Genomic DNA, 23,872 nt, shown 5'->3' with positions numbered 1-23,872 from the left:
GCTCGCCTTGTGATGCGAGCCTGAAGGCTCGCAGTCCATTCGGCCTGTCGCGTTCCGACAAACGCACAGCGGGCGCGCCTGCCCCATGAGGATAGGTGCGCCCGCCAGGCAAATCAATTGCGCTCGCTGGTCTCGGCGTGACCGGTCACTCGCCGAAATCGAGGTCTTTCAGCTTGCCGAAGACGCGATCGGCGTCGAAATTATCTTCCTCTTCCTCCACCGGACGCGCGGCGGGCTTGCCGAACACGTCCTCGGTGGTCACCGGCTCGCGCACGCTGGTCGTCACGGCGGCCGGCACGAGAGTCTGGCCCTGATCCTCGACGACGGCGGGTCTGTCCTTGGCGGCGCGATTGACCTCGAAGTCGAGATCGATCTGCGAGCAAAGGCCGAGCGTGACCGGGTCCATCGGAGTCAGCGAGGCTGAATTCCAATGCGTGCGTTCGCGGATCGCCTTCAGCGTCGCCTTCGTGGTGCCGACGAGGCGCATGATTTGCGCGTCCTTGAGCTCCGGATGGTTGCGCACGAGCCAGAGAATGGCGTTGGGGCGGTCCTGGCGGCGCGACAGAGGCGTATAGCGCGGACCGCGCGCCTTCTTGACCTCCGGGACGACGACCTTCGACACGGATAGCCTGAGGTGATGCTTGTTGTCGCGCTCGCCGCGCGCGATCTCGTCGCGCGTGAGCTGGCCCGAGGTGATGGGATCGTGGCCGCGAATGCCCGCTGCGACTTCGCCGTCGGCGATGCCCTTCACTTCCAGCGGGTGAAGCTTACAGAATTCGGCGATCTGATCGAAGGTCAGCGAGGTGTTTTCGACGAGCCAGACTGCCGTCGCCTTCGGCATCAAGGGGGCGTTGCTCATCTCGAAGAATCTCCTTGGGTCGGGACATGGCGGGAGCGTCCGGCGCCGCGCTTCTCCTGCGCTGGCGACCCATTAGGCTCGACCGTCCATGATGGGAATGACGGCACATATACGCCGCCATGAGCAAAAGCGCAATGATTCAACCCGCCCACGCAGGGCTTCGAATTCAGGTTAACGAGCGGACGCGTTCCCGCGTCATGGCCGCGCTTGTCACGGCCATCCACGCCGCGCCGACGCAGAAAACTGCGAACATGAGCGGGAGCAACGCCGCTTCTTCTCCCCGCGTGTCGTAATGTCCCGGCGTGGATGCCCGCGACAAGCGCGGGCATGACGGCGGCGGCGGAGGATTTGTTCACCTGCATTCGGAGCCCTGTGCCCGCCCAGGAGTGAACGCCGCTGCGCCCCCCGGACCTGCTAACGGACCCTCCCCCGCGCATGGGCCGGCCGCAGCCCGGAAAGATGCTCGGGCAGCAAGTCGCCCAAAGCCGCCCCGATCGCCGCGCCATATTTGTGGAAGAAGAGGCCGAAGGCGATGAGCAGCACGCCGATGCCGGACAAAGCGAAGGGAAAAAAGATCGAATTCTTGAAGACCTCGCTGGCCAAATAGCCAAGATACATCGTCACGCCAATGGCTCCGAAGACCGCATAGACGCGCCGCATCATGAAGAGGGAGAGAAATACGAGGCCCGCGTTGACGGCGCAATAAATCGCCTTGCCGAATTCGTCGCCAGCATGCTGCGCCGTCAGGCCGCCCCAGAAGGCCAGAAGGCCGCCGAGATGCAGCCAAAAGGCGAAATCGCCATTTCGCCAGCGCTTGAGATCGATCAGCCAGGCCACGGCGATGACGGCGAGGCCGAAATACATGCTCACCGAGGCGCGCTGTTCCCAATCGAAGGTCTCGGTTCCCATGAGCCAGGGCGTCAGGTCCATGGACATGAACCACAGGCAGAAGGCGATGACCATGGTGAGGAAGGGGAAGGGAAAGAATGCCATCGCCGCGAGCGCCGAGACAATGGTCCCGACCTCCATCGGCAGCCAGCTCGATTTGATCCAGATATAGAAATCGCGATAGCCGCCGGGCGCGTCGACGGGGCTGTGGCCCCAGAGCGATTGCAGCGCGAAAATGGCGAGCGGCGCCATGCCCACCGCGCAGGTGACAAGCAACCCGCCAGGCGTGCGCAGATCGCGCCGCCACAGATAGGCGCCGGCGTAAAGAAAGCCCCCAGCGTAAGCGAGCGCCGTCGTCAGCAGCGCCTTCTCGCCCCAAAGGCCGAAAGCGGTCGTCGAAAAGAGACCCATGGCCGACAGCACGATCAGCGCGCCGGCATACCAGAGCACATGCACGAAGTCGTAGCGCGGCGGCTGGGAGGCCGGCGCGGGCGCGGCAATGCGCGCTGCGAAAAACGCCGCGAGCGTTTCGAATGTTGCGGCGTCGATGACGCCGGCGTCCCGCGCGGCGGCAATTTCGTCGATGATCGAGCGTGGCTTCATGATCTGACTCCTTCCATCGACCCGAATTCGTAAGATCGCGTCACAGAAAGCGCGATGCGCGGGCGCACGCCTCCGGGCGCGCCCGTCTGGTGGATCGTATATGAATCTCGCTCAGGCTTCGATTCCAACGCCTGTAAGGCGCGCGAGGATACATGAAAGAAAGAAACGCGAATGAGGCGCTTGAAATGAACTCGCTCGGCCGTCTTGTCGTCCTCGTGCCGGATTACGATGAAGCAATTCAATTCTATCTTAGCGTTCTCGGAATGCGGATCATCGCCGACATACCGGCGGGTGCGCTACGCTTCGTTCACCTCGGTTTTGCCGCCGAGCCGTCCATCGGCCTGTGGCTGCTGAAAGCCACGACAGCCGAGCAAAAGGCGCGCGTCGGCAATCAAACCGGCGGGCAACCTCTCGCGGTGATCTATACGTCGGACCTCCACGCCGAGGGCGACCGTCTGACCGCCAAAGGCGTCCAATTCGTCTTACGCCCAACGGAGGAAGCCGATTCGATTTACGCGCAATTCCGCGACATTTACGGCAACATCTTCGTGCTCGTGCAGTTGAAAGCCTGACGGCGGCTCATTTGACAGCCGGGGGCGCATTGCCCATACCGCAATTGGGCGGGAGGCCCGACGGGACAAGGCCATGCAACAGAAAGCCAAAGGGCTCACCTATTCCGATGCGGGCGTCGACATCGATGCGGGAAACCGACTCGTCGATATGATCCGGCCGGCCGTACGCGCGACGCGGCGTTCCGGCGCCGACGGCGAGATCGGCGGCTTTGGCGGCGTCTTCGACCTCAAGGCGGCAGGCTATGCCGACCCGCTGCTTGTCGCGGCCAATGACGGCGTGGGCACCAAGGTCAAGATCGCCATCGAATCCGGCCTGCATGGCACGATCGGCATCGACCTCGTCGCCATGTGCGTCAACGACCTCATTGTCCAGGGCGCCGAGCCGCTGTTCTTTCTCGACTATTACGCCACCGGCAAGCTCGACCCCGCCGTCGCCGCCTCCGTTGTGAAGGGAATCTCCGACGGCTGCGTCAAAGCAGGCTGCGCGTTGCTCGGCGGCGAGACGGCGGAAATGCCGGGCCTCTATTCGCGCAGCGACTATGATCTCGCCGGCTTCGCCGTCGGCGCCGTCGACCGCCGGCGCCTGCTGCCGCACGAGGTCCACGTTGGCGACGTCGCCTTCGGCCTGCCCTCGTCAGGCGTGCATTCCAACGGCTTTTCGCTCGTGCGCCGCATCGTCAAGGACACGGGCCTCTCCTGGAACGCCACCGCGCCCTTCGCCCCTGAAATGACGCTCGCGCGCGCCCTGCTCGAGCCGACGCGTATTTATGTGAAGCCGCTGCTCGCCGCGCTGAAGCGCACGAACCACATCCGCGCGCTCGCCCATATCACCGGCGGCGGCTTCCCGGACAATTTGCCGCGCGTGCTGCCCAAGGGGCTCGGCGTATCGTTGGATCTAAGCGCCTTCGACGTTCCGCGCGTGTTCAAATGGCTGGCCAAGACGGGCGATGTGGCGGAATCTGAAATGCTGCGCACCTTCAACTGCGGGATCGGCATGGTGATCTTCGCCGCGAAGGAAGGGGCGGATGAGGTCGAGACGATCTTGCGCGATGTCGGCGAAAAGCCCGTGCGGATCGGCGAGGCCACTGAAGCCGAGGGCGATGCGCGGGTCGTGATGAAGGGTCAGCTCGGGCTGTAAGAGCCCCCTCCCCCGCTCACGCGGGAGGGCGAGTAGAACGCGGCCTTCATCCGGAGCGCTGATCGTGAGTATCCCCTCTCCCGCGTGCGGGAGAGGGTGGCCCTCGCGTTAGCGAGGGTCGGGTGAGGGCCCGCCCTCATCCGTCACCGCTTCGCGGCGACACCTTCTCCCGCAAGCGGGAGAAGGAACTTAAACTACCAAGGTCGGAGACTATGACCCGCCTGCGCACCGCCATTCTCGTTTCCGGCCGCGGCTCCAATATGGACGCGCTGATCGCCGCCGCGCGCGCGCCGGATTTCCCAGCCGAGATCGCTCTCGTCCTCTCCAACCGCCCCGACGCGCCCGGCCTCGCAAAGGCGAAGGCCGCCGGCATCGCCGTCGCCGCGGTCGATCATAAGATTTATGCTGGCCGAGAGGAGTTCGAGCGCTCGCTGCAGCTCGTTCTCGAAACCTACCGCATCGAGTTCATTTGCCTCGCGGGCTTCATGCGCCTCTTCACGCCCTGGTTTATCGGCCAATGGACGGGACGGATGCTCAATATCCACCCTGCTCTGCTGCCGTCTTACCGCGGCCTGCACACGCATGAGCGCGCGCTCGCCGACGGCGTGAAGATTCACGGCTGCACGGTGCATTTCGTCGTGCCGGAGATGGACGAGGGCCCGATCGTCGCCCAGGCCGCCGTGCCAGTGCTCGACGGCGACACGCCCGACACGCTCGGCGCGCGCGTGCTGGCGCAGGAGCATGTCATTTATCCTTTGGCGTTGCGGCTCGTCGCGTCGGGCTCCGTGCGGATCGAGGGCAATCGCGTGTTGGGCGCGATGGCGGAAAGCCGGGAGGCCCTTGTCGCGCCGAAACCTAATTGGGAATAAGTATAGCCGCCCGTCATTGCGAGGAGCAAAGCGACGAAGCAATCCAGGGCCGCAGTCGCTGCTCTGGATTGCTTCGCTTCGCTCGCAATGACGGGGCTCCGCTGTCATTCCCGACGCGCGGAGCGCAATCGGGAATCCAGAGCGGAAATCTTAGCCGACGATCTCATTGCCGGAGAAGAACTGGGCGATCTCGATGGCGGCCGTCTCCGGCGCGTCGGAGCCGTGCACCGAGTTCTCGCCGACCGAAAGCGCATGCTCCTTGCGGATCGTGCCCGGCGCAGCGTTGGCAGGATTGGTGGCGCCCATCACTTCGCGGTAGCGCGCGATGGCGTTCTCGCCCTCGAGCACCTGCACGACGACCGGCTCGGAGATCATGAAATCGACGAGCTCGCCGAAGAAGGGGCGCTCCTTATGCACCGCGTAGAAGGTCTCGGCCTGCTCGCGGGTCATGCGGATGCGCTTCTGCGCGACGATGCGCAGGCCCGCGCCCTCGATCAGGGCATTGATGGCGCCGGTGAGGTTGCGCTTGGTCGCGTCGGGCTTGAGGATGGAGAAAGTGCGTTCGATCGCCATGAGAGCGCATCGCCTCGTTGTTGGAGTGCTGAAAGGGTAAGCGCCGCGCTTATACCGGCGGCGCCGCGACGCGGCAAGCCTAGGCGATCACCGATACGCCTCGGCGATCGCCATGAAATCCCTCGCCGTCAGACTCGCCCCGCCAACCAGCGCGCCATCGACGTTGGGGACGTGCATCAGCTCCCGCGCATTCGCGGGCTTCACCGAGCCGCCGTATAGAATGCGCACATCCTCGCTCTTGCCGCCGCCGAGCCGCGCCTCGATCCGCTCCCGCGCGAAGGCGTGCATTTGCGCGACATCCTCCAGCGTCGGGGTGAGCCCCGTGCCGATCGCCCAGACCGGCTCATAGGCGACGACGATCGTTCCCGGCGCGTCGCCCGGAAGCGACGCCTCGATCTGCCGGCCCACGACCGACAGCGCTTCCCCCGCCTCCCGCTCATGGCGCGTCTCGCCGACGCAGATGATCGGCTTCAACCCGGCGCGCAGCGCCGCCGTCGCCTTCACCCGCACGATGTTATCGGTCTCGCCGTGATCGGCCCGGCGTTCGCTATGCCCGAGGATCACATAAGTCGCGCCCGCGTCCTTGAGCATTTCGGCGGAAATATCGCCGGTATGGGCCCCGCTTTCGGCGGCGTGGCAATCCTGCCCGCCGAGCCCGATCCCGTTGAGCATGGCGACGTCGAGCGCCAGCCCGATCAGCGTCGCAGGCGGACAAATGATCAGCTCGACCTTTTTCTTCAGCGCGAGATCATAAGCCGTCCCCATCGCCGCAATTTCCGCAAGCGAGGCGATGAGCCCGTTCATTTTCCAGTTTCCGGCGACGAGCGGGCAGCGATCCATGCAGGAGAATCCTTCGAGCGTGGAAATGTTACGTAACAGAAGCTGACAGACTCGCAATATGGCGCATGTGGCGGCGCCATCGACTTGTCACAATAAATCGATATATCCAGAATCATGGAAATAGAAACCGCCCTCGCCTGCCTTGCCGCGCTCTCGCAGCAGACGCGGCTCGAGGCTTTTCGAGCCCTTATCCGCGCCGAGCCCAAGGGCCTCCCGGCCGGCGAGCTCGCCCGCCTTCTCGGCGTGCCGCAAAACACGCTCTCGGCCCACCTCAACGTCCTCTCCCACGCAAAGCTGGTCACCAGCGCCCGTAACGGACGCAGCGTCGTCTACCGCGCCGATCTTTCGCAACTGAACGCGCTCAGTCGCTTCCTCGTCGAGGACTGCTGCGGCGGAGCCGGATGCGCGCCGGCTCAAATCCTCAACCTCTCGAAATGTGAATTTGGACAATGACAGAGAAGACCTACAACGTATTGTTCCTGTGCACGGGCAACAGCGCCCGCTCGATCATGGCCGAGAGCATTCTGCGCCAGCTCGGCGTCGGCCGATTCAAGGCATTTTCCGCCGGCAGCCATCCGAAGGGCGAAGTAAACCCCTATGCCCTGCTGACGCTGGAAAAGATGGGCTTTCCGCATGACGGCTTTCGCTCCAAGAACTGGGACGAATTCGCCGTCCCCGGCGCGCCGCAGATGGATTTCGTCTTTACCGTCTGCGACAACGCCGCGGGCGAAGCCTGCCCGCTCTGGCCCGGCCAGCCGATGACCGCGCATTGGGGCATCGAAGATCCCGCCACGGAGGACGGCTCGGACATCGAAAAGCAGCGCGCTTTCGCGCTCGCCTTTCGCTACCTCAAGAACCGCATCGAGCAGTTCTGCGCGATCCCGCTGCATCGTCTCGATCGCCTGGCGGTCGGCGCGCGCCTGCGCGAAATCGGCGAGAGCGAGGGCGTGACCCATCGAGAAGCGGAGCAAACGCCGTGACGATCTTCGAACGCTATCTGACGCTTTGGGTCGCCCTCTGCATCGTCGCGGGCGTCGGGCTCGGGCACTTTCTGCCGGGCTTCTTCCACGCGCTCGGCGCGCTCGAAATCGCGAAGGTCAATCTGCCTGTCGCGGCGCTGATCTGGCTGATGATCGTGCCGATGCTCATGAAGATCGACTTTGCCGCGCTGAGAGAAGTGGGGCGCCATTGGCGCGGCATCGGCGTGACGCTTTTCGTCAATTGGGCGGTGAAGCCCTTCTCAATGGCGCTGCTCGGCTGGCTCTTCATCGGCCATCTGTTTCGGCCCTATCTGCCCGCCGAGCAGATCGACTCCTACATCGCCGGGCTCATCCTGCTCGCGGCGGCGCCCTGCACGGCCATGGTCTTCGTCTGGTCGAGCCTTACCAAGGGCGAGCCGCATTTCACCTTGAGCCAGGTTGCCCTCAACGACGCCATCATGATCGTCGCCTTTGCGCCGATCGTCGGGCTGCTGCTCGGGCTCTCGTCGATCACCGTGCCTTGGGACACGCTGTTGCTCTCGGTGGTTCTTTACATCGTGGTCCCGGTCATCGCCGCGCAGCTCGCGCGCAGCCGCCTCATCGCCTCTGGCGGCGAGACGCGCCTCTCCCAGGCGCTTGCCAAGATTGGCCCGCTGTCGCTCGTCGCGCTGCTGGCGACGCTGGTCCTGCTGTTCGGCTTTCAGGGCGAACAGATCATCCGCCAGCCGGCGATCATCGGCTTGCTCGCGGTTCCGATCCTCATCCAGGTCTATTTCAATTCCGCGCTTGCCTATGCGCTCAATCGTCTATTCGGAGAAGCGCATTGCGTCGCCGGCCCCTCGGCGCTGATCGGGGCCAGCAATTTCTTCGAGCTCGCCGTCGCGGCGGCGATCAGCCTCTTTGGTTTCGACTCCGGCGCCGCGCTGGCGACTGTCGTCGGCGTGCTGATCGAAGTGCCGGTGATGCTCAGCGTCTGCTCCATCGTAAACCGCAGCAAGGGCTGGTACGAGCGCGGCGCGATACGCGAGACCCAAGTCGCGCCGGCCGATTAGCCCTCGCTGCCGCTTATTCGGCGCAGAGACGATAGCCGAGGCTGGCGAGCTGGGCGCCGCTGATCTTCAGCAGCGGCCCCGGCACCGCGCCGCGCGAATTGCGCACGTGATTGAGGAAGATGCGCCGCAGCGGCGGCTTATAGGCGGAGGCGAAAACCGCCGTCATCTGCGGATCGACGACGCCGCTGGTCGGCCCGCCCACCCATGGCGCATGGAAGCCGAAGACAGCGCCCGGCGACACGCAGGAGCGCTTGGCGGCAAGATAAAGCGTGCAGGACGAATCGCATTCGACCGCCCCGATGCGCACCGGCTCCCCGCGCGCCTGCGCCTCCTGAACGCGCGCCACATAGGGCTCCACGCGTCCGCCGTAATCGTGATCCACCACATCGAAAGCCTTTGCGGGGACAGAAAAGAGTACGAGCGTCATCATTCCTGCAAGACCGAAAGATCGCAGCATAGCTGTTCCTTTTGAGGCGCTTGGGCGTTGCGTTAATCGCCGCACATTTTTTCGTCGAGCTCCGTGGGCCAAGCGCTCGCCCCGGAGCCGTTGCCCGGGCGAATTCGGCCCCGTCAGCTTCAGCGTCTCAACCGTTACGCGAGCGCTTGCCTGCCGGCAAGTAGGCCGCTGTTTTTGAACGAAGTTTCAGAGAAAAAATTTGCGTGAGGGCCTTGAAGCGCGCGAATCGCGCTCTTTATCGGGCGAGACTTAGGCGACGCGGCGCCAAAAGGCGCGCAAGGATGGGGCGCAGACGCCGTCGCAGGGGAACGGCGTCTGCTGCGAGCGGAAAGCGCGCTATTGGAGCGCCGCGCCGATCGCCAAAGCCGCTCTCACGACCCCTGCGATCAGGATCACGCCAAGCGCATTGCGCAGAACGACGCGCAGCCGCGCCGACGGCGTGTTGCAGTAGAATTTGGGAGCCACTCTGTGCCCTCCGTCCTCGATTCCATCAGCAGCCGTAGGGCCCGCAGTCGGGCGACTGATAATAGTAGCCTCTCGAACGGCGGTAGCCGCCATAAGCTGGCGGCGGGGCGTCATAATAGTATTCGGGCGGCGGCGGGGGCGGCGGCGGCGCGGTCAAGGCCCCGGCGGCGGCGCCAGTCGCGCCGCCGATCAGGGAGCCGGCAAGCGCGCCACGGCCGCCGCCGGCCAACCCGCCGATTCCGGCGCCGGCCAGCGCCCCGATGGCGCCGCCGCCCACCGCCCGGCTCTCGGGCGTGTAGCAGCCCGCAAGCGGCGCAGCGACAGCAACGACGGCGACGAGGGCGAATGTCTTTTTCATTTTGAGTTCCAGGTCGGTTCCAAAAGGTCGGGCGAAAGGGCCGCCCGGAGAACCTCGGGCGACTGCGGCTCACGGAAGCCATCTCCAATTGTCCTGTGCGGAACCTTAACGCTGCATGTATGAGCGCCGGGGCGCGTGTCGTTCGCGCTTGTCATTGCCACGGCCCGCGCCCCTCCCTATAGTCCGCGCCAAAATGGGAGCAGAAAGCTCCCGAAAACACGAACGGGGAACCGGAATATGCTCGAGGGCCTGCGCGTCGCTTCGCAGAACTGGATCGGCCGCGCCATCATGGCGGTTGTGATGGGCGTTATCGTCATCAGTTTCGCGATCTGGGGCGTCGGCGACGTCTTTCGCGGCATGACCTCCCAGCGCCTCGCCAAGGTGGGCTCGGGCGAGGTCACGGTGGACCAGTTCCGCACCGCCTTTCAGAACGATCTGCGCCGCATCCAGCAGCGCCTGCGCCGCGCCGTCACCGCCGAAGAGGCGCATAAGGCAGGCATGGACCTTCAGGTGCTCGAACGCCTCGTCACCGACGTCGCGCTCGACCAGAAGGCCCGCAACCTTGGCCTCGCCGCCAGCGACGACACGATCCAGCGGCTGATCTCAAATGAGAAGGCCTTCCAGACCAACGGCAAATTTGACGCCGAGAAGTTCAAGGCCATCGCCCGCGACAATGGCTATACGGAGCGCAGCTTCGTCGCCGACCAGAAGGGCGCCTATCTGCGCAAGACGCTCACCGACCTCGTCATCAACGGCGTCGAGCCGCCGCGGCTGATGATCGAGGCGATCCATCGCTTCCGCAACGAGGCGCGCTCCGTCGATTATGTCATCCTGCCGGTCTCCGCCGCTGGCGAGGCCAAGGCGCCGAGCGACGAAGAGCTGAAGAAATATTTCGACGATCGCGAGCAGAGCTTCCGCGCCAAGGAATATCGCAAGGTCACGACGCTGGAAGTGAGCCCGGCGACCGTCGCCAAGCCCGCCGATATTTCCGACGCGGACGCCCGCAAGCTCTACGACGACGTGAAAACCAAGCGCTTCGGCGCGCCGGAGAAGCGCGAAGTCCGTCAGCTCGTCTTCAAGACCGAGAAGGAAGCCGAAGAGGCGCTCGCCAAGCTCAAAGGCGGCATGGACGTCGACGCGCTCGCGGTCGAACTCAAGCGTAATCCCAAGGACGTGGACCTCGGCTTCGTCGAGCAGCGCGACTTTGGCGACTCCAAGGTGGGCGCAGCCGTCTTCGCCCTGCCCCAGCCTGGCGTAGCCGAACTTGTGACCACCGCTTTCGGCACGGTCGTCTCGGTCGTGAAGAAGATTTCGCCGGCCGTCGTCACCAAGACCTATGAACAGGTTGCGGACCAGCTCAAGGCCCAGGTCGCCCAGCAGAAGGCCGCGCCGGAAGTGCGCCGTCTGCACGAGGCGGTGGAGGATCAGCGCGCCTCCGGCAAAACGCTCGCCGAAGCCGCCGCCGCCGTCGGCCTGAAAACCCGCACGATCGACGCCGTGGACGACGCCGGCAATGGCAAGGACGGCAAGTCGGTCGACGCCCCGGCGGGCGCCGATCTGCTCAAGGCCGCCTTCGCCTCCGACGTCGGCGTCGACAACGAAACGGTCGGGACGCGTGACGGCGGCTATGTCTGGTTCGAGATCAATGGCATCGAGCCCGCCCGCCAGAAGACCTTCGACGAAGTGAAGGGCGCCGTCGCCGAAGCCATGCGCGCCGAGAGCGCCCAGAAGGCGCTCACCGCCAAGGCCGAGGACGTCGTCGCCAAGATCAAGGGCGGCCAGCCGATCGACGCCGTCGCCAAGGAGCTGAACCTCGACGTACAGCGCGCAACCGACGTGAAGCGCGCCCAGCGCCCGGACTTCAACACCAATACGATCGTGCAGTTCTTCGAGGTCGCGCCGGGCGGCGCCGGCTCGGTCTCCGTCGACGGCGGCCGACTGATCTTCGTCGTGAAGGACGCGCAGACGCCGCCCTTCGATCCGAACTCGATCGAATCGAAGACGATCGCCGAGCAGTTGAAGCCCGCACTGCAAAACGACCTGCTCGAGCAATATGTCGGCGGCCTCGAAAAGGCGCTCAACGTCGAGATCAACGAAAAAGCCCTGCAGATGGCGACGGGCGCCGAAAAGGAATGACCGGCGCTACATTCGAGCCGGACGTCGAGGCCTTTGCCGCCGATTACGACGCGGGCCGGCCGAGGCTCGTCGTCACGCGCCTTGTCGGCGATCTGGAGACGCCCGTCTCCGCCTATCTGAAGCTCTCGCGCGAACGCGACGGCGCGGCCTTTCTGCTGGAATCGGTGGAAGGCGGCGCGGCGCGGGGCCGCTATTCGATGATCGGCCTCGACCCAGATGTGATCTTCCGGGCCGTGGGCGACAAGGCCGAGATCAACCGCAACGCGCTCGGCAATAAGAACGCCTTCGTTCCCTGCGATGCGCCCCCTCTCATGGCGCTGCGCCAGCTCATCGCCGAATCCGCGATTCCCGCGGCCACGCAGCTTCCGCCCATGGCGGCGGGCGTCTTCGGCTATCTGGGCTATGACATGGTGCGCCAGATGGAGCGTCTGGCGCCCGCCAAGGAAGACAAGATCGGCGTCCCCGACGCGCTGCTGCTGCGCCCGACCGTCATGGTCGTCTTCGATACTGTGAAGGACGAAATCTCCATCGTGACGCCCGTGCGCCCGCGCGAAGGCGTCACTGCGAGGGCGGCTTACGAGGCGGCGCTGACGCGTCTCGACAAGGTCGTCGCGACGCTGGAGGCGCCGCTCGACCACCGCGACGCGGGCTGCGATCCGCAGCTTTTGGCGCAGGAGTCCGTCTCCAATACGCCCAAGTCGCGCTTCCTCGAAATGGTCGAGCGCGCCAAGGAATATATCCGCGCCGGCGACATCTTTCAGGTCGTGCTGTCGCAGCGCTTCACGGCGCCTTTCACCCTCCCCGCCTTCGCGCTCTATCGCGCGCTGCGCCGCGTCAATCCGGCGCCGTTCCTGTGCTTCCTAGACTTCGGCGATTTCCAGATCGTCTGCTCGAGCCCCGAGATTCTGGTGCGCGTCGCGGACGGCAAAGTGACGATCCGCCCCATCGCCGGCACGCGCTGGCGCGCCGAGACCAAGGTCGAGGACGAGCGCCTTGCCGCGGAGCTTCTCGCCGACGAGAAAGAGCGCGCCGAGCATCTCATGCTGCTCGATCTCGGCCGCAATGACGTCGGCCGCGTCGCCAAGACCGGCACTGTGCGCGTGACCGACAGCTTCACGATCGAACGCTACAGCCACGTCATGCACATCGTCTCGAATGTCGAAGGCGAGCTGGATGACGCGCGCTTCGATTGCATCGACGCGCTGGCGGCGGGCTTTCCGGCCGGCACGGTCTCCGGCGCGCCCAAGGTGCGCGCCATGGAAATCATCGACGAGCTGGAAACCGACAAGCGCGGCATCTACGGCGGCTGCATCGGCTATTTCGGCTCGGGCGGGCAGATGGACACCTGCATCGTGCTGCGCACGGCGATCGTCAAGGACGGCAAGATGCATGTGCAGGCCGGCGCGGGCGTCGTCTATGACAGCGAGCCGGAATATGAAAACCGCGAATGCGTGAACAAGGCCAAGGCGCTGTTCCGCGCTGCGGAGGAAGCCGTACGCTTCGCCTCCCGCGCGCGCCGCGGCCAATAGTAAGGACAAGCGAGCGGGCCTCTTTCTAAAGGCCCGCTCAGCCGTTAAGGACCGTTGATGGCCGACCCCACCATTTACGACGACGGCGACGATCCTTACCGGCCGATCCGCGTCGGCGATCCCGGCCCTGCGGGCGAAGCGGCGAAATGGGGCATGCTGCTGTCGCGCTTCATGCGCATTGTGGCGCTCTTCTGGCTCCTGCAGGGGCTGATGCATTGGCGCATCGTGCTGACGGCGCAGCAGTCGATCTTCGACGCCATGCCGTTGAACGCCGCCCTCTCGATCGTCTTCTTCGCAGTGCTCGACCTCGTCGCGGGCGTCGGCCTGTGGCTTGCGACCCCTTGGGGCGGCGTGCTCTGGCTTCTCATCGCCAGCGCGCAGATTTTCATGACGCTGAGCACGCCGGGCTTCTTCATCGGCGGCTATTGGCTCATCGGCGTCAACGCCATCCTCATTCTGATGTATTTCGCGCTGACCTTCGAGGCTGGCCGTGACGTCGAAGCCCAGCGTCTGCGCGAGCGGCGCCGGCGCAAAGCGCAAGCGCGCGCCTCGGCCGGGGAAAAACCTGCGCAAGAAAGCTGAGGCGCTTTCCGCTCAGCCTGTTTCTGGCGCGGGGCTGCGGCGCCCGTTAGCCGCCAAGGCCCAACCGCCAACGAAAACGACGCCTTAGGCAATGAACCACCAGTAGGCCAAATGCGACGGCGGGACGCGCTCATTCACGTGATGATCGGCAAGGCTCCGGTAAATCGCGCTCCGGACCGCGCAAAATAAACGTCATTGCGAGCCGAAGGCGAAGCAATCCAGAGCCGCAACACGCGTGCTGGATTGCTTCGTCGTTTCGCTCCTCGCAATGACGCGTACTACCAAGCTGCTCCGAGAAAATGTTCGAGGATGAAAAAATGATCCTCGAACAGGCATGGGCGCATGTTCTGAAGCTCCGAGACGGGAATCCAGCGCGCCCGCGCCGCATCGTCTGCGCCGCGCACGCTCGGCAGCTCCCCGAAAGGAAAATCGAAGTAGAAGGCGTGCGTGATCGTCCGACCGCGCAGCGAACGGTCCGGATGATCGAAAACCCTCTGCCCGCGCAGGCTGCCGCGCAGCACGGGCGCCGGAATTTTGAGCCGCGTCTCCTCGCGCAGCTCGCGAATAGCGGCGTCGCGCAGCGTTTCGTCCTCGTTTACGAAGCCGCCCGGCAAGGCCCATAGTCTCCGCCCCGGCTGCGCCTTGCGCTTGATGAGCAGCACATGGCCGGCATGCGCGACGACCGAATCCACGGTCACGAAGATGGGCGGATAAGGCGCATCTGCCCAGGCGGCGCGATAGCTCTCCACATGGCGAAATTCATCGAGCGTTTGCCGATAGGCGTCCGTCTTGCGAAAGGCGTCGATAATCTCGAAAACCGGCCCCGGCACATTGGCTTCGATCAGGCGCAGCGCGCCGGGCTCTTGCGAAAAGAGCCGACGCCGCAGCTCGGTCGCGGACAAGAGCGGGACAGACGCGGCCTCCACCAGCTCCCACTGCGGGAACGCTTTCAGATAATAGCTCGAGGCGTCTTTGCTGGAGCCGAAAAGCGCGATGGATTTGGCGTCGCCAGCGACGCGCGCCACTTGCGCCTGCGCTTCCGCAAGCCAAGCGTTTTCATTGTAGAGATGGTCACGCAAAGGCAAAGCCGTCAGACGGGCGGCGTCGGCGCCCAGCGCCGCCTCGATCATGACGACGCGCTCCGTGAAGCTCCAGGGGTTCTTTGCCGTGCGCGGCGCTTCCGCCGAGCCGACAAGCGCGACGACGCGGCTGGAGAGCGCGAGCGCGCGCTGCAAAATCGTAAGATGTCCGAGGTGAAATGGCTCGAAACGGCCGATGAAGACCGCAAGATCGTAGCGCATCATGCGGCTCCCTCATGGCATGAGAGCGGTCGGTCCTCCCGGCCGCATGGCGCGCCGCCAATATGGGAAAGTTAATCTCGCCGACCGTCTCTATCAAGCACGCGAGGGGTTTTCGTCGAACGCCGGTCGCTCTACGTTAAGATTCTACATAAAACTTTATACAATCCACGAAATGTTTAAGACAGATTCAGCTTAAATCGACTGTTAGAATTTAGCCCCTGTTCACCGAAAGCCGCCTTTAGTCGGTAAACAAGGGATTCAGTCTGTTATTTAAACTCAAGTTCATTCGTATCGGTCTAATTTGAGTGCATCAAAGATCAACATGCTATCGAACGATGGAGGAGAAGATGAACGTCGCAACGAAGTCTGCACCCCAGCCGACCCGCGCGGAACGCATCGGCGAGGTCCGCCCGGTATATCTCGAGGCGCTCACGCTCGTCGAACGTCTTCACCGTCGCCTTCTCGACGTGATCAAGGATGAATTCGACCGCCGCGACCGCGGCGACGTCAATTCCGTTCAGGCCCTGCTGCTCTACAACATCGGCGACAAGGAGCTGACCGCCAGCGAGCTGCGCACGCGCGGCTATTATCTCGGCTCCAACGTCTCCTACAACGTCAAGAAGCTCGTCGAGATGGGCTATCTGCATCACGCGCGCTCGCGCCTCGACCGCCGCTCGGTGCGCATCAGCCTCACGCCCAAGGGCAAGGAAGTTCACGACATCGTTGCGCAGCTCTACGACAAGCACGCCACGACCATCGAGCACATCGGCGGCGTCTCGGTCGACGAGTTCCGCAACCTCAACCAGTCGCTGACCCGGCTGGAGCGCTTCTGGACCGACCAGATTCGCTATCGCCTCTGATTTTTCTGCTCATCCTTCCATCGTCGACTTCGCCGGCGCGGCCCGCTCAGGGCTTCGCCGGCGCTTTTGGCTTCCTGGGGGGCAAAGCTCTGGCCTGCTCTGGCGAAAAGCCCCGGCGCGCCCTATGTTTCAGCGGATCGTTTACGCTTCGGGGGCGTTGATATGCGCTGGTCGATTACGCTCGGCACGTTCAAGGGAACGGCTGTGCGCGTTCACGTTACCCTGCTGCTTTTCCTGGCCTGGATCGGGATCGCCGCCTATCAACGCGGCGGCGGGCAGGCCGCCGGTGAAAGCGTGCTGTTCATCTCGGCGATCTTTCTTTGCGTGGTGCTGCACGAGTTCGGGCATATTCTCACCGCGCGGAAATTCGGCGTCGTCTCGAAGGAGGTGACGCTGCTCCCCATCGGCGGCGTGGCGGATATGGAATCCATGCCGAAGCGGCCGTATCAGGAGCTTCTCGTCGCCGTCGCCGGCCCCTTCGTCAATATCGTCATCGCCGCGGTTCTCTTCGCGGTCTCCGGGGCCTTCAATCTCGGCCATGCCGCCCATATCAGCGACCCGAATATCGGCATGCTGGAACGGCTGGCGGCGACCAATATTTTTCTCGCCATCTTCAATTTGATCCCCGCCTTTCCCATGGACGGCGGGCGGGTGCTGCGCGCGGCGCTCGCCATGTGGCTCGGCCAGGGTCAGGCGACCCGCATCGCCGCCCAGATCGGCCAGGGCTTCGCTTTCTTCCTGGGCTTCGCCGGGCTTTTCGGCCATCCCATGCTGATCTTCATCGCCATCTTTGTGTATATGGCGGCGGCGGGCGAGGCTCAGATGATGTCGCTTACGGAGGCCGCGCGAGGATTGCCGGCGGTAGACGCCATGGAGACAAGGATCGCCGCCATCGGGCGCGGAACGACGGTGAGCGAAGCAATCGAGGTTCTCCTCGCCACCTCTCAGGATGATTTTCCGATGGTGGATCAAGCCGGGCGACTTGTCGGCCTCCTGTCGCGCGGGGAGATTGTCGAAGCCCTTCGGGCGTCAGACCCCGGCGCGCCGGTCGCGCCATTTGCCCGGAAGGAAGTCGAGACCATCGGATCGGACCAGATGGTCGACGCAGCCATTCCCAAGCTCAATGCCGGCGACCCGGTGGGCGTCATCGACCCTGAGGGGAGGCTCGTCGGCCTCCTCACCCGCCAGTCGATCGCGGAAATTATGATGATCCGCGACGCGCGGCCGGACTGGCGCTTCGGACGGCGCCGGCTGCAGCCTCTATAAAAGCAGTCATACGAGATCCGCTCGATTGGTTCGGCGCCATCCCCGACGCTCGCGCGTTTGGCACCCGTCATTGCGAGGAGGCGGAGCCAACGAAGCAATCCAGGGCCGCATCGGCGCCCTGGATTGCTTCGCTTCGCTCGCAATGACGGGCGCCGAGCAAAACCGCCTTTTTGTGGCTCTGGATTCCCGGTCGGGCTTTCAGCCCGTCGGGAATGACAAGTCCCCACGCGAGCTATTCAACCGAAAATAGTATAAAGCCTCCGAGGCGGCCTCCTCCTTCGAGACGCGAGCTTCGCTCGCTCCTCGGGATGAGGCCTAAGTATTTGGTCAAGAAGCAGAAGCCCCTCATGCTGAGGAGCCTGCGCAGCAGGCGTCTCGAAGCACGAGGGGCGTCAACCCACTTTATCAAAAAAGCAACGCTCAGCTTTTACCCCTCAGCGCTCCCCGTCATGGCCGCGCTTGTCGCGGCCGTCCACGCCGGGCCGACGCCGAAAAGCTCAGAACCCATGAGCGGAACCACGCCGCTTCTTCTCCCCGCATGTCGTAATTGTCCCGGCGTGGATGCCCGCGACAAGCGCGGGCATGACGCGGCTTGAGTAGGGTTTGTTGAACTGCAATTCCGGCCCTGTTTTACCCCTGCCCCTCCGCTTTCTCGGCCTCCGCTTTCGCCAGCGCATTGAAGCGCTTCACGCTGAACGGGATGGCGGCCAGAAATGCGACGCTGACCACGGCGAGCAGCTCCATCGGATAGATCGCCAGGAGCAGCGCCGTCACGCCCACGCCGAAGAGCACCGGTATGAGGAGGTCTCGGGGAATGCGGCCCATGCGCTTGCCCGAGAAATGCGGAATGCGGCTCGCCATCAGGAAGGCGATGGCCAGCACATAGAGAATGTAGAAGGGAACGAGCGCCTTGGACGCCGGCAGCTCCAACGCCGAGAAATGCAGATAGAGCGGCAGCAGCACGGTGACCGCGCCGGCGGGCGCAGGCATGCCCACGAAGAATTCCGCGTGCCAAGCCGGCTTGGCCGGGTCGTCGATCATCACGTTGAAGCGCGCGAGCCGCAGCGCCCCGGCGATGGCGAAAGCGAGAACCGCAAACCAGCCGAGGCCTTTGATCTCGTGCAGGCTCCACAGATAGAGCAGCAGCCCCGGCGCGACGCCGAAATCCACGAAGTCCGCCAGCGAATCCAGCTCTGCGCCGAAGCGCGACGTGCCCTTGAGCGCGCGCGCCAGCCGGCCGTCGAGACCGTCGAGCACCGCCGCCGCCATGACGGCCGTCACGGCTTTCACGAAATCCTCCTCGATCGCATAGCGGATCGCGGTGAGGCCCATGCAGAGCGCGAGCAGCGTCACGAGATTGGGCAGCACCACCCGGATCGGGATCCTGCGGAAGCGCAGGCGGCGCAGCTCGAGTGGCGAAAGCTCGAGGTTCTGAGGATCGTCGCTCATATTTTTCTGCCTCAGCCGGTCTTGAAGGTCAGCGCCGGCGCCTGCGCCGTCATGTCGGCGAGCACGGTCTCGCCGGCGACGGTCCGCGTGCCGATCGCCACCATGGCCCGGGCCGATGACGGCATATAGACATCGACGCGCGAGCCAAAACGAATAAGGCCGAAACGGTCGCCGACGCCGAGATTTTCGCCTTCCTTGACGAAGCAGACGATGCGGCGCGCGACGAGGCCGGCGATCTGCACCACGCCGAAGCGGCCGCGCGGCGTCTCGATGATCAGGCCGTTGCGCTCATTATCCTCGCTCGCCTTGTCGAGATCGGCGTTGACGAAAATGCCGGGCTTGTAGGCGATCTTGGCGATGCGGCCCGTGACCGGCATGCGGTTCACATGGCAATCGAAGACGCTCATGAACACCGAGATGCGCTGCAGAGGCTCGGCCCCCATGCCGAGCTCCGGCGGCGGCAGAAAGAAGCCGATGGAGCAGACGACGCCGTCGGCCGGGGAAACGACAATCCCCTCGCGCAGCGGCGTGACGCGCGGCGGATCGCGAAAGAAATAGACGCACCAGGCGGTGGCGATGAAGCCGATCCAGCCGAGCGTCGGGGAAATCCAGTCGAGCACAAACGCCGCGACGGCAAAGCCCGCGATGAAGACATAGCCCTCTGGATGGATGGGGACGAGGACCTTGCGAACGGAGTCGATGACGGACATTTAGGGCTCCCGCAGCGCGATTCCTGAGCAGAGACGCGACGGGGCCTCTTTGCCATGTTGCGCCGCCAAAGTCACGGGCGAGCGTTCGGTTTCGCGGGATCGGTTTAATTGCAACGCGATGCCGTTAGCCCCCAAATACCTCCCCTTTACGGGGAGGTCGGCGGCCAAAGGCCGCCGGGTGGGGCTCGCGCAGCGACGACAGTGATCGGGTTCGGACCCCACCCGTCGCGCTTCGCGCGCCACCCTCCCCGTAAAGGGGAGGGATTCGCTGACGCCCAGCGTTCCCGTGACTGTCCCTCCGAAGGCCGTTGACCATAATTCGCCCTCGGCCCACCCACGCGACCTCTTGTGGGATAGGCTTGCGCGTTCCGATCCGCTATTCAGTTATTGAATCAACGGCGGGGCGCGGCGCCTCCCGCTTTGGGCAGAAGACATGACCGATATTCTCGACCGCATTGAAGCCTATAAGCGCACCGAAATCTCCGAGGCCAAGGTGCGCATGCCGCTCGCGACGCTGGAGCGCAATGTGCGCGACCATGATCCGCCGCGCGGCTTCGTGCATGCGATCGAGACGAAGCTGAACGAGCGCCGCATCGCCCTCATCGCCGAAATCAAAAAGGCGTCCCCCTCGAAGGGCCTCATCCGCGCCGACTTCGATCCGCCGAAACTCGCCCGGGCCTATGAGAAGGCCGGCGCCGCTTGCATGTCTGTCCTCACGGATGGGCCGTCCTTCCAGGGCAAGCTCGAGGATCTGGAGGCCGCGCGCAAGGCGGCGCATCTGCCGGCGATCCGCAAGGATTTCCTTTACGACCCCTATCAGGTCTTCGAGGCCCGCGCCTATGGCGCGGACTGCATCCTCATCATCATGGCGGCCGTCAGCGATGAAGAGGCGAAGGCCCTTAACACCGCCGCCCATGATCTGCGCATGGATGTTCTGGTCGAGGTGCATGATGAGCGCGAGCTCGATCGCGCCTTGGCGCTGGAGACCCGGCTGATCGGCATCAACAACCGCAATCTCCACGATTTCTCGGTGTCGCTCGAAACCAGCGAGCGCCTCGCCGAGAAAATCCCGCAAGACAAGATCATCGTCGCCGAGAGCGGCATCGAAACGCACGACGACTGCCTGCGTCTCGAAACGTCCCGCATCTTTACCTTCCTCGTGGGCGAAAGCCTGATGCGGCAGGACAATGTGGAGGCGGCGGCGCGGAAGTTGCTGAACGGCTAAGCCAACCCTTCTCGGACGCATGACCAAGCTCACCCATCTCTCCGCGACCGGCGACGCCCATATGGTCGACGTTTCCGCCAAGGCGGATACGAAACGCCTCGCCCGGGCGCGCGGGCGCGTGGTCATGGCGCCTGAGACATTGGCGCTCGCCGTTGCTGGGCAAGCCAAGAAGGGCGACGTCTTCGGCGTCGCGCGCGTCGCCGGCATTATGGCCGCGAAAAAGACGAGCGAGCTTATTCCGCTCTGCCACCCCCTGCCCCTGTCGAGCGTCTCTGTAGAGATCACGCCCGACGAGTCGCTTCCAGGACTGCGCGTCGACGTCGAGGCGGGCGTCACCGGCAAGACGGGCGTCGAGATGGAGGCGCTGACCGCGGTCTCTGTCGCCTGCCTCACGATCTACGACATGCTGAAAGCCGTCGACCGCGGCATGCGCATCGATGGTGTTGAGCTTGTTTCAAAAGAGGGCGGCAAGAGCGGCGATTGGCGGCGGGAATGACTGTCTGGCGTTGTGAGCCTCTCATACCTCCCCTTTACGGGGAGGTCGGCGGCCGAAGGCCGCCGGGTGGGGCTCAAGCCGCAACGACAGTGGTGGGGCCTTACCCCGCCCGACCCCGCTTTCGCGGGGCCACCCTCCCCGTAAAGGGGAGGGATGAGTTCACGCCCAGCATTCACGCAAGGCCCGTCATTGCGAGCGAAGCGAAGCAATCCAGAGCCGTGATGGGGCTCTGGATTGCTTCGTCGCTTCGCTCCTCGCAATGACGGCAGACTGCAGCGCATCGTCGAGCAAAAGAGAATCCTATGGCCGATAACAAGCTCCTCTCCGTCGACGACGCTCTCGCGCGCGTTCTCTCTGAGGCCGCCCTTCTCGGCGAGGAAGAAGCGCCGCTCGCCGCAGCGCGCGGCCGCACGCTCGCCCGCGACCTCGTCGCCAAGCGCACGCAGCCGCCGGTCGATGTCTCGGCCATGGATGGCTATGCGCTGCGGAGCGCCGACCTCGCCGCAGGACCGCTGAAGCTCGTCGGCGAAAGCGCCGCCGGGCATGGCTATGCCGCGGCATTGAACCCCGGCGAAACCGTTCGCATCTTCACGGGCGCGCCCGTGCCGGCCGGCGCCGACGCCATCCTCTTGCAGGAAGACGCCGACGTTGCTGAGGGCGCCATTCGCGCCAAATCGGGCGCAGCGCCGGGCCATCACATACGCGTGGCGGGCCTCGACTTCCGCGCGGGCGCCGCCGGGCTCGTCGCCGGAACCCGTCTCGGTCCCGCGGAACTGGCGCTCGCCGCCGCCATGAATCACCCCGCTCTCCCCATCGCCCGCCGGCCGCGCGTGGCGCTGCTGGCGTCCGGCGACGAGCTTGTGCCGCCCGGCGCCGAGCCCGGTCCCGCGCAGATCATCGCCTGCAACAGTTTCGCCGTGGGCGCGATCGCCGAAGGCGCGGGTGCGGAAGTGGTCGATCTGGGGCTGTTCCGCGACGATCTCGCCGATCTGGAGCGCGGCATCGGCCTCGCCCGCGCGGCCAAGGCGGATATTCTCGTGACGCTCGGGGGCGCCTCGGTTGGCGATCATGATCTTCTGCGCCCGGCGCTGGCCCGCCAGGGCATGACGCTGGATTTCTGGAAGATCGCCATGCGCCCCGGCAAGCCGCTCATCTCAGGCCGTCTGGGCGAGGCGCATATTCTCGGCCTGCCGGGCAATCCAGTCGCCTCGATCGTCTGCGCTTTGGTGTTTCTGGCGCCGTTGATCCGCGCGCTGCAGGGCGATCCAAAAGCTGGCGCCGATCCGACGGAGACCGCCATCGCCGGCGCGAACCTGCCCGCCAACAAGGGGCGGCGCGATTATATGCGCGCGCGGCTATCCATCGACGCCGAGGGACGCCTAATCGCCACGCCGCAACCGATGCAGGATTCCTCGCTGCTGACGGAACTGGCGCAGTCGCAGGCGCTGCTCATCCGCGAACCGGGCGACGCCCCTTTGCTGGCCGGCGCCCCCTGCCGGATTTGGCGCCTGCCCGGCTAAGGCGCGCGATTACACGGCGGCGTTGGAGTGCTTGACCAGCGCTTCGAGCTTTTCCGCCGCCGCGCCCGTATCGAGCGCCTTCGCCGCCAGCGCCGCGCCTTCGCGAAGGTCGGCGGCGCGCTCGGCCACCACCAGGGCGACGGCCGTATTCAGCGCAGCGATGTCGCGATAGGCGTTCCGCGCGCCGGCGAGCACCGCCCGGAGCGCCTTGGCGTTATGGGCGGGATCGCCGCCCACGAGCTCCTGCGTCGTGGCGCGCGGCAGGCCCGCATCCTCTGGCGTGATGTCGAAGGAGCGGATCGCGCCATATTCCAGCGCGACCACATGGGTGACGCCGGTGGTGGTCGCCTCGTCGAGGCCGTCGCTCCCATGAAGCAGCCAGACCCGCCGTGAGCCCATCTCGCGCAGCACGCGCGCCAGCGGCTCGAGCCAATCGCGGGAATAGACGCCGAGCGCCTGGCGCTCGACCCGGGCCGGGTTGCACAGCGGCCCGAGCAGATTGAAGATTGTGCGCACGCCGAGCTCGGCGCGAACCGGACCCGCATGGCGCAGCGCCGGGTGATGCGTCGGCGCGGCCATGAAACAGATCCCTGCGTTGCGCAGGCAGGCGGCCGCGGCGGCGGGGGGAATGCCGACCTTCACCGAAAGCTCGCCGAGCACGTCTGAAGCGCCAGAGCGCGAGGAAGACGCCTTGCCGCCATGCTTGGCGACGACTGCGCCGCAGGCGGCGGCGATAATCGCGGCGAGGGTCGAGATGTTGAACGTGCCGGCGCCGTCGCCGCCAGTCCCGACAATGTCGATCGCGCCGGGCGGCGCCTCGACCGGGGTCATGGCGGCGCGCATCGCCTGCGCCGCGCCGATGATCTCCTCCACGGTCTCGCCGCGCATGCGCAGGCCCATGAGAAAGGCCCCGAGCTGCGCCGGGGTCGCAGCGCCCTCGAAAATGAGAGAGAAAGCGGCGCGCGCCTCCTCGCGGGCGAGCGGCTCGCCTTCGGCGATGGCGGCGATATAGGGTTTGAAGTCTTGCATAGAGGGTTTGCCCGAGGGGCTGCCCCCTCCCTGTCCCTCCCCCGCAAGCGGGAGAGGGGACGCTCGCGATCGGCATTGTCGATGAAGGCTACGGCCTGCTCCCTCTCCCGCTTGC

The 23,872-nt window shown here is 65.0% G+C and carries 25 protein-coding genes; 14 read left to right on the top strand and 11 right to left on the bottom strand.

Annotation, left to right across the window (positions count from 1 at the left end):
* Nucleotides 1-145: 145 nt before the first annotated feature.
* Together QMG84_RS09000 and QMG84_RS08995 are read right to left on the bottom strand one after the other, a co-directional pair.
* On the bottom strand, nt 146-859 hold the full coding sequence (locus QMG84_RS09000) for a DUF1013 domain-containing protein (protein WP_202074261.1): 714 nt from the start codon (nt 857-859) through the stop codon (nt 146-148).
* A gap of 414 nt (nt 860-1,273) precedes the next feature.
* On the bottom strand, nt 1,274-2,350 hold the full coding sequence (locus QMG84_RS08995) for a hypothetical protein (RefSeq protein WP_281927364.1): 1,077 nt from the start codon (nt 2,348-2,350) through the stop codon (nt 1,274-1,276).
* Nucleotides 2,351-2,502: 152 nt separating this feature from the next.
* Between QMG84_RS08995 and QMG84_RS08990 the strand changes: the two genes are divergently transcribed.
* The 3 genes from QMG84_RS08990 (at nt 2,503) to purN (ending at nt 4,929) form a co-directional block, all read left to right on the top strand.
* On the top strand, nt 2,503-2,922 hold the full coding sequence (locus tag QMG84_RS08990; RefSeq protein WP_281927363.1) for a VOC family protein: 420 nt from the start codon (nt 2,503-2,505) through the stop codon (nt 2,920-2,922).
* 73 nt (nt 2,923-2,995) lie between these two features.
* The gene (gene purM / locus QMG84_RS08985; RefSeq protein ID WP_281927361.1) at nt 2,996-4,060 is read left to right on the top strand and encodes a phosphoribosylformylglycinamidine cyclo-ligase; all 1,065 of its coding nucleotides are present in this window, start codon (nt 2,996-2,998) and stop codon (nt 4,058-4,060) included.
* Nucleotides 4,061-4,272: 212 nt separating this feature from the next.
* A complete protein-coding gene (gene purN, locus QMG84_RS08980) occupies nt 4,273-4,929 on the top strand; it encodes a phosphoribosylglycinamide formyltransferase (protein ID WP_281927359.1) in 657 nt (218 codons plus the stop codon).
* Between the two features lie 150 nt (nt 4,930-5,079).
* On the opposite strand, the gene ndk is transcribed toward purN, so the two are convergent.
* Entirely contained in the window at nt 5,080-5,502 is a 423-nt protein-coding gene (ndk, locus tag QMG84_RS08975) for a nucleoside-diphosphate kinase (RefSeq protein ID WP_281927358.1), read from the bottom strand.
* 87 nt (nt 5,503-5,589) lie between these two features.
* Entirely contained in the window at nt 5,590-6,342 is a 753-nt protein-coding gene (tpiA, locus tag QMG84_RS08970; protein ID WP_281927357.1) for a triose-phosphate isomerase, read from the bottom strand.
* Between the two features lie 114 nt (nt 6,343-6,456).
* Here tpiA and QMG84_RS08965 point away from each other — a divergent pair, with 114 nt between their 5' ends.
* From QMG84_RS08965 to arsB, 3 genes are read left to right on the top strand one after another with little or no spacing between them, the layout of a single operon-like run.
* The gene (locus tag QMG84_RS08965; RefSeq protein WP_281927356.1) at nt 6,457-6,795 is read left to right on the top strand and encodes an ArsR/SmtB family transcription factor; all 339 of its coding nucleotides are present in this window, start codon (nt 6,457-6,459) and stop codon (nt 6,793-6,795) included.
* Nucleotides 6,792-7,322 carry an arsenate reductase ArsC gene (locus tag QMG84_RS08960; protein WP_281927354.1) on the top strand — a complete coding sequence of 177 codons (531 nt, stop codon included), beginning with the start codon at nt 6,792-6,794 and terminating at the stop codon, nt 7,320-7,322. Before QMG84_RS08965 ends, QMG84_RS08960 begins: the two co-directional genes overlap by 4 nt.
* A complete protein-coding gene (gene arsB / locus QMG84_RS08955; protein ID WP_281927352.1) occupies nt 7,319-8,374 on the top strand; it encodes an ACR3 family arsenite efflux transporter in 1,056 nt (351 codons plus the stop codon). Before QMG84_RS08960 ends, arsB begins: the two co-directional genes overlap by 4 nt.
* A 13-nt stretch (nt 8,375-8,387) precedes the next feature.
* Here the strand turns inward: arsB and QMG84_RS08950 are convergent, their stop codons facing one another.
* The 3 genes from QMG84_RS08950 to QMG84_RS08940 all read right to left on the bottom strand — a co-directional run bounded on the left by QMG84_RS08950 (nt 8,388) and on the right by QMG84_RS08940 (nt 9,654).
* Complete coding sequence (locus QMG84_RS08950) at nt 8,388-8,831, bottom strand: hypothetical protein (protein WP_246729853.1); 444 nt, start codon at nt 8,829-8,831, stop codon at nt 8,388-8,390.
* Between the two features lie 336 nt (nt 8,832-9,167).
* Entirely contained in the window at nt 9,168-9,296 is a 129-nt protein-coding gene (locus QMG84_RS08945; RefSeq protein ID WP_255537342.1) for a hypothetical protein, read from the bottom strand.
* A gap of 25 nt (nt 9,297-9,321) precedes the next feature.
* Nucleotides 9,322-9,654 (bottom strand): YMGG-like glycine zipper-containing protein, encoded by a 333-nt coding sequence (locus QMG84_RS08940; RefSeq protein ID WP_246744995.1) that lies wholly within the window; start codon nt 9,652-9,654, stop codon nt 9,322-9,324.
* 237 nt (nt 9,655-9,891) lie between these two features.
* Between QMG84_RS08940 and QMG84_RS08935 the strand changes: the two genes are divergently transcribed.
* From QMG84_RS08935 to QMG84_RS08925, 3 genes are read left to right on the top strand one after another with little or no spacing between them, the layout of a single operon-like run.
* Complete coding sequence (locus tag QMG84_RS08935; protein WP_281931881.1) at nt 9,892-11,790, top strand: SurA N-terminal domain-containing protein; 1,899 nt, start codon at nt 9,892-9,894, stop codon at nt 11,788-11,790.
* On the top strand, nt 11,787-13,319 hold the full coding sequence (gene trpE, locus QMG84_RS08930; protein WP_281931879.1) for an anthranilate synthase component I: 1,533 nt from the start codon (nt 11,787-11,789) through the stop codon (nt 13,317-13,319). The genes QMG84_RS08935 and trpE overlap by 4 nt, the downstream gene beginning before the upstream one ends.
* Before the next feature lie 57 nt (nt 13,320-13,376).
* On the top strand, nt 13,377-13,901 hold the full coding sequence (locus QMG84_RS08925; RefSeq protein WP_202074248.1) for a DUF6163 family protein: 525 nt from the start codon (nt 13,377-13,379) through the stop codon (nt 13,899-13,901).
* Nucleotides 13,902-14,179: 278 nt separating this feature from the next.
* On the opposite strand, the gene QMG84_RS08920 is transcribed toward QMG84_RS08925, so the two are convergent.
* Nucleotides 14,180-15,205, bottom strand: coding sequence for a bifunctional nicotinamide-nucleotide adenylyltransferase/Nudix hydroxylase (locus tag QMG84_RS08920; RefSeq protein ID WP_281931877.1), 1,026 nt, complete (start codon nt 15,203-15,205; stop codon nt 14,180-14,182).
* Nucleotides 15,206-15,549: 344 nt separating this feature from the next.
* Here QMG84_RS08920 and ldtR point away from each other — a divergent pair, with 344 nt between their 5' ends.
* Both ldtR and QMG84_RS08910 read left to right on the top strand, forming a co-directional pair.
* The gene (gene ldtR, locus QMG84_RS08915; protein ID WP_202074246.1) at nt 15,550-16,062 is read left to right on the top strand and encodes a transcriptional regulator LdtR; all 513 of its coding nucleotides are present in this window, start codon (nt 15,550-15,552) and stop codon (nt 16,060-16,062) included.
* Between the two features lie 162 nt (nt 16,063-16,224).
* Nucleotides 16,225-17,328, top strand: coding sequence for a site-2 protease family protein (locus tag QMG84_RS08910; RefSeq protein WP_281931876.1), 1,104 nt, complete (start codon nt 16,225-16,227; stop codon nt 17,326-17,328).
* A gap of 630 nt (nt 17,329-17,958) precedes the next feature.
* Here QMG84_RS08910 and pssA read toward each other — a convergent pair.
* Complete coding sequence (gene pssA, locus QMG84_RS08905) at nt 17,959-18,777, bottom strand: CDP-diacylglycerol--serine O-phosphatidyltransferase (RefSeq protein WP_281931875.1); 819 nt, start codon at nt 18,775-18,777, stop codon at nt 17,959-17,961.
* Nucleotides 18,778-18,788: 11 nt separating this feature from the next.
* On the bottom strand, nt 18,789-19,487 hold the full coding sequence (locus tag QMG84_RS08900) for a phosphatidylserine decarboxylase (protein ID WP_281931874.1): 699 nt from the start codon (nt 19,485-19,487) through the stop codon (nt 18,789-18,791).
* Between the two features lie 433 nt (nt 19,488-19,920).
* On the opposite strand from QMG84_RS08900, the gene trpC reads away from it, so the two are divergent.
* The 3 genes from trpC (at nt 19,921) to QMG84_RS08885 (ending at nt 22,728) form a co-directional block, all read left to right on the top strand.
* Entirely contained in the window at nt 19,921-20,712 is a 792-nt protein-coding gene (trpC, locus tag QMG84_RS08895) for an indole-3-glycerol phosphate synthase TrpC (protein WP_281931872.1), read from the top strand.
* Between the two features lie 19 nt (nt 20,713-20,731).
* Nucleotides 20,732-21,208, top strand: coding sequence for a cyclic pyranopterin monophosphate synthase MoaC (gene moaC, locus QMG84_RS08890; RefSeq protein ID WP_281931871.1), 477 nt, complete (start codon nt 20,732-20,734; stop codon nt 21,206-21,208).
* A gap of 302 nt (nt 21,209-21,510) precedes the next feature.
* Nucleotides 21,511-22,728 (top strand): molybdopterin molybdotransferase MoeA, encoded by a 1,218-nt coding sequence (locus QMG84_RS08885; protein ID WP_281931870.1) that lies wholly within the window; start codon nt 21,511-21,513, stop codon nt 22,726-22,728.
* A gap of 9 nt (nt 22,729-22,737) precedes the next feature.
* Here the strand turns inward: QMG84_RS08885 and trpD are convergent, their stop codons facing one another.
* A complete protein-coding gene (trpD, locus tag QMG84_RS08880) occupies nt 22,738-23,757 on the bottom strand; it encodes an anthranilate phosphoribosyltransferase (protein WP_281931869.1) in 1,020 nt (339 codons plus the stop codon).
* Nucleotides 23,758-23,872: the final 115 nt, after the last annotated feature.

Source organism: Methylocystis iwaonis (assembly GCF_027925385.1).
Classification (GTDB): domain Bacteria; phylum Pseudomonadota; class Alphaproteobacteria; order Rhizobiales; family Beijerinckiaceae; genus Methylocystis; species Methylocystis iwaonis.
This window is presented reverse-complemented; position numbering and strand designations above follow the sequence as displayed.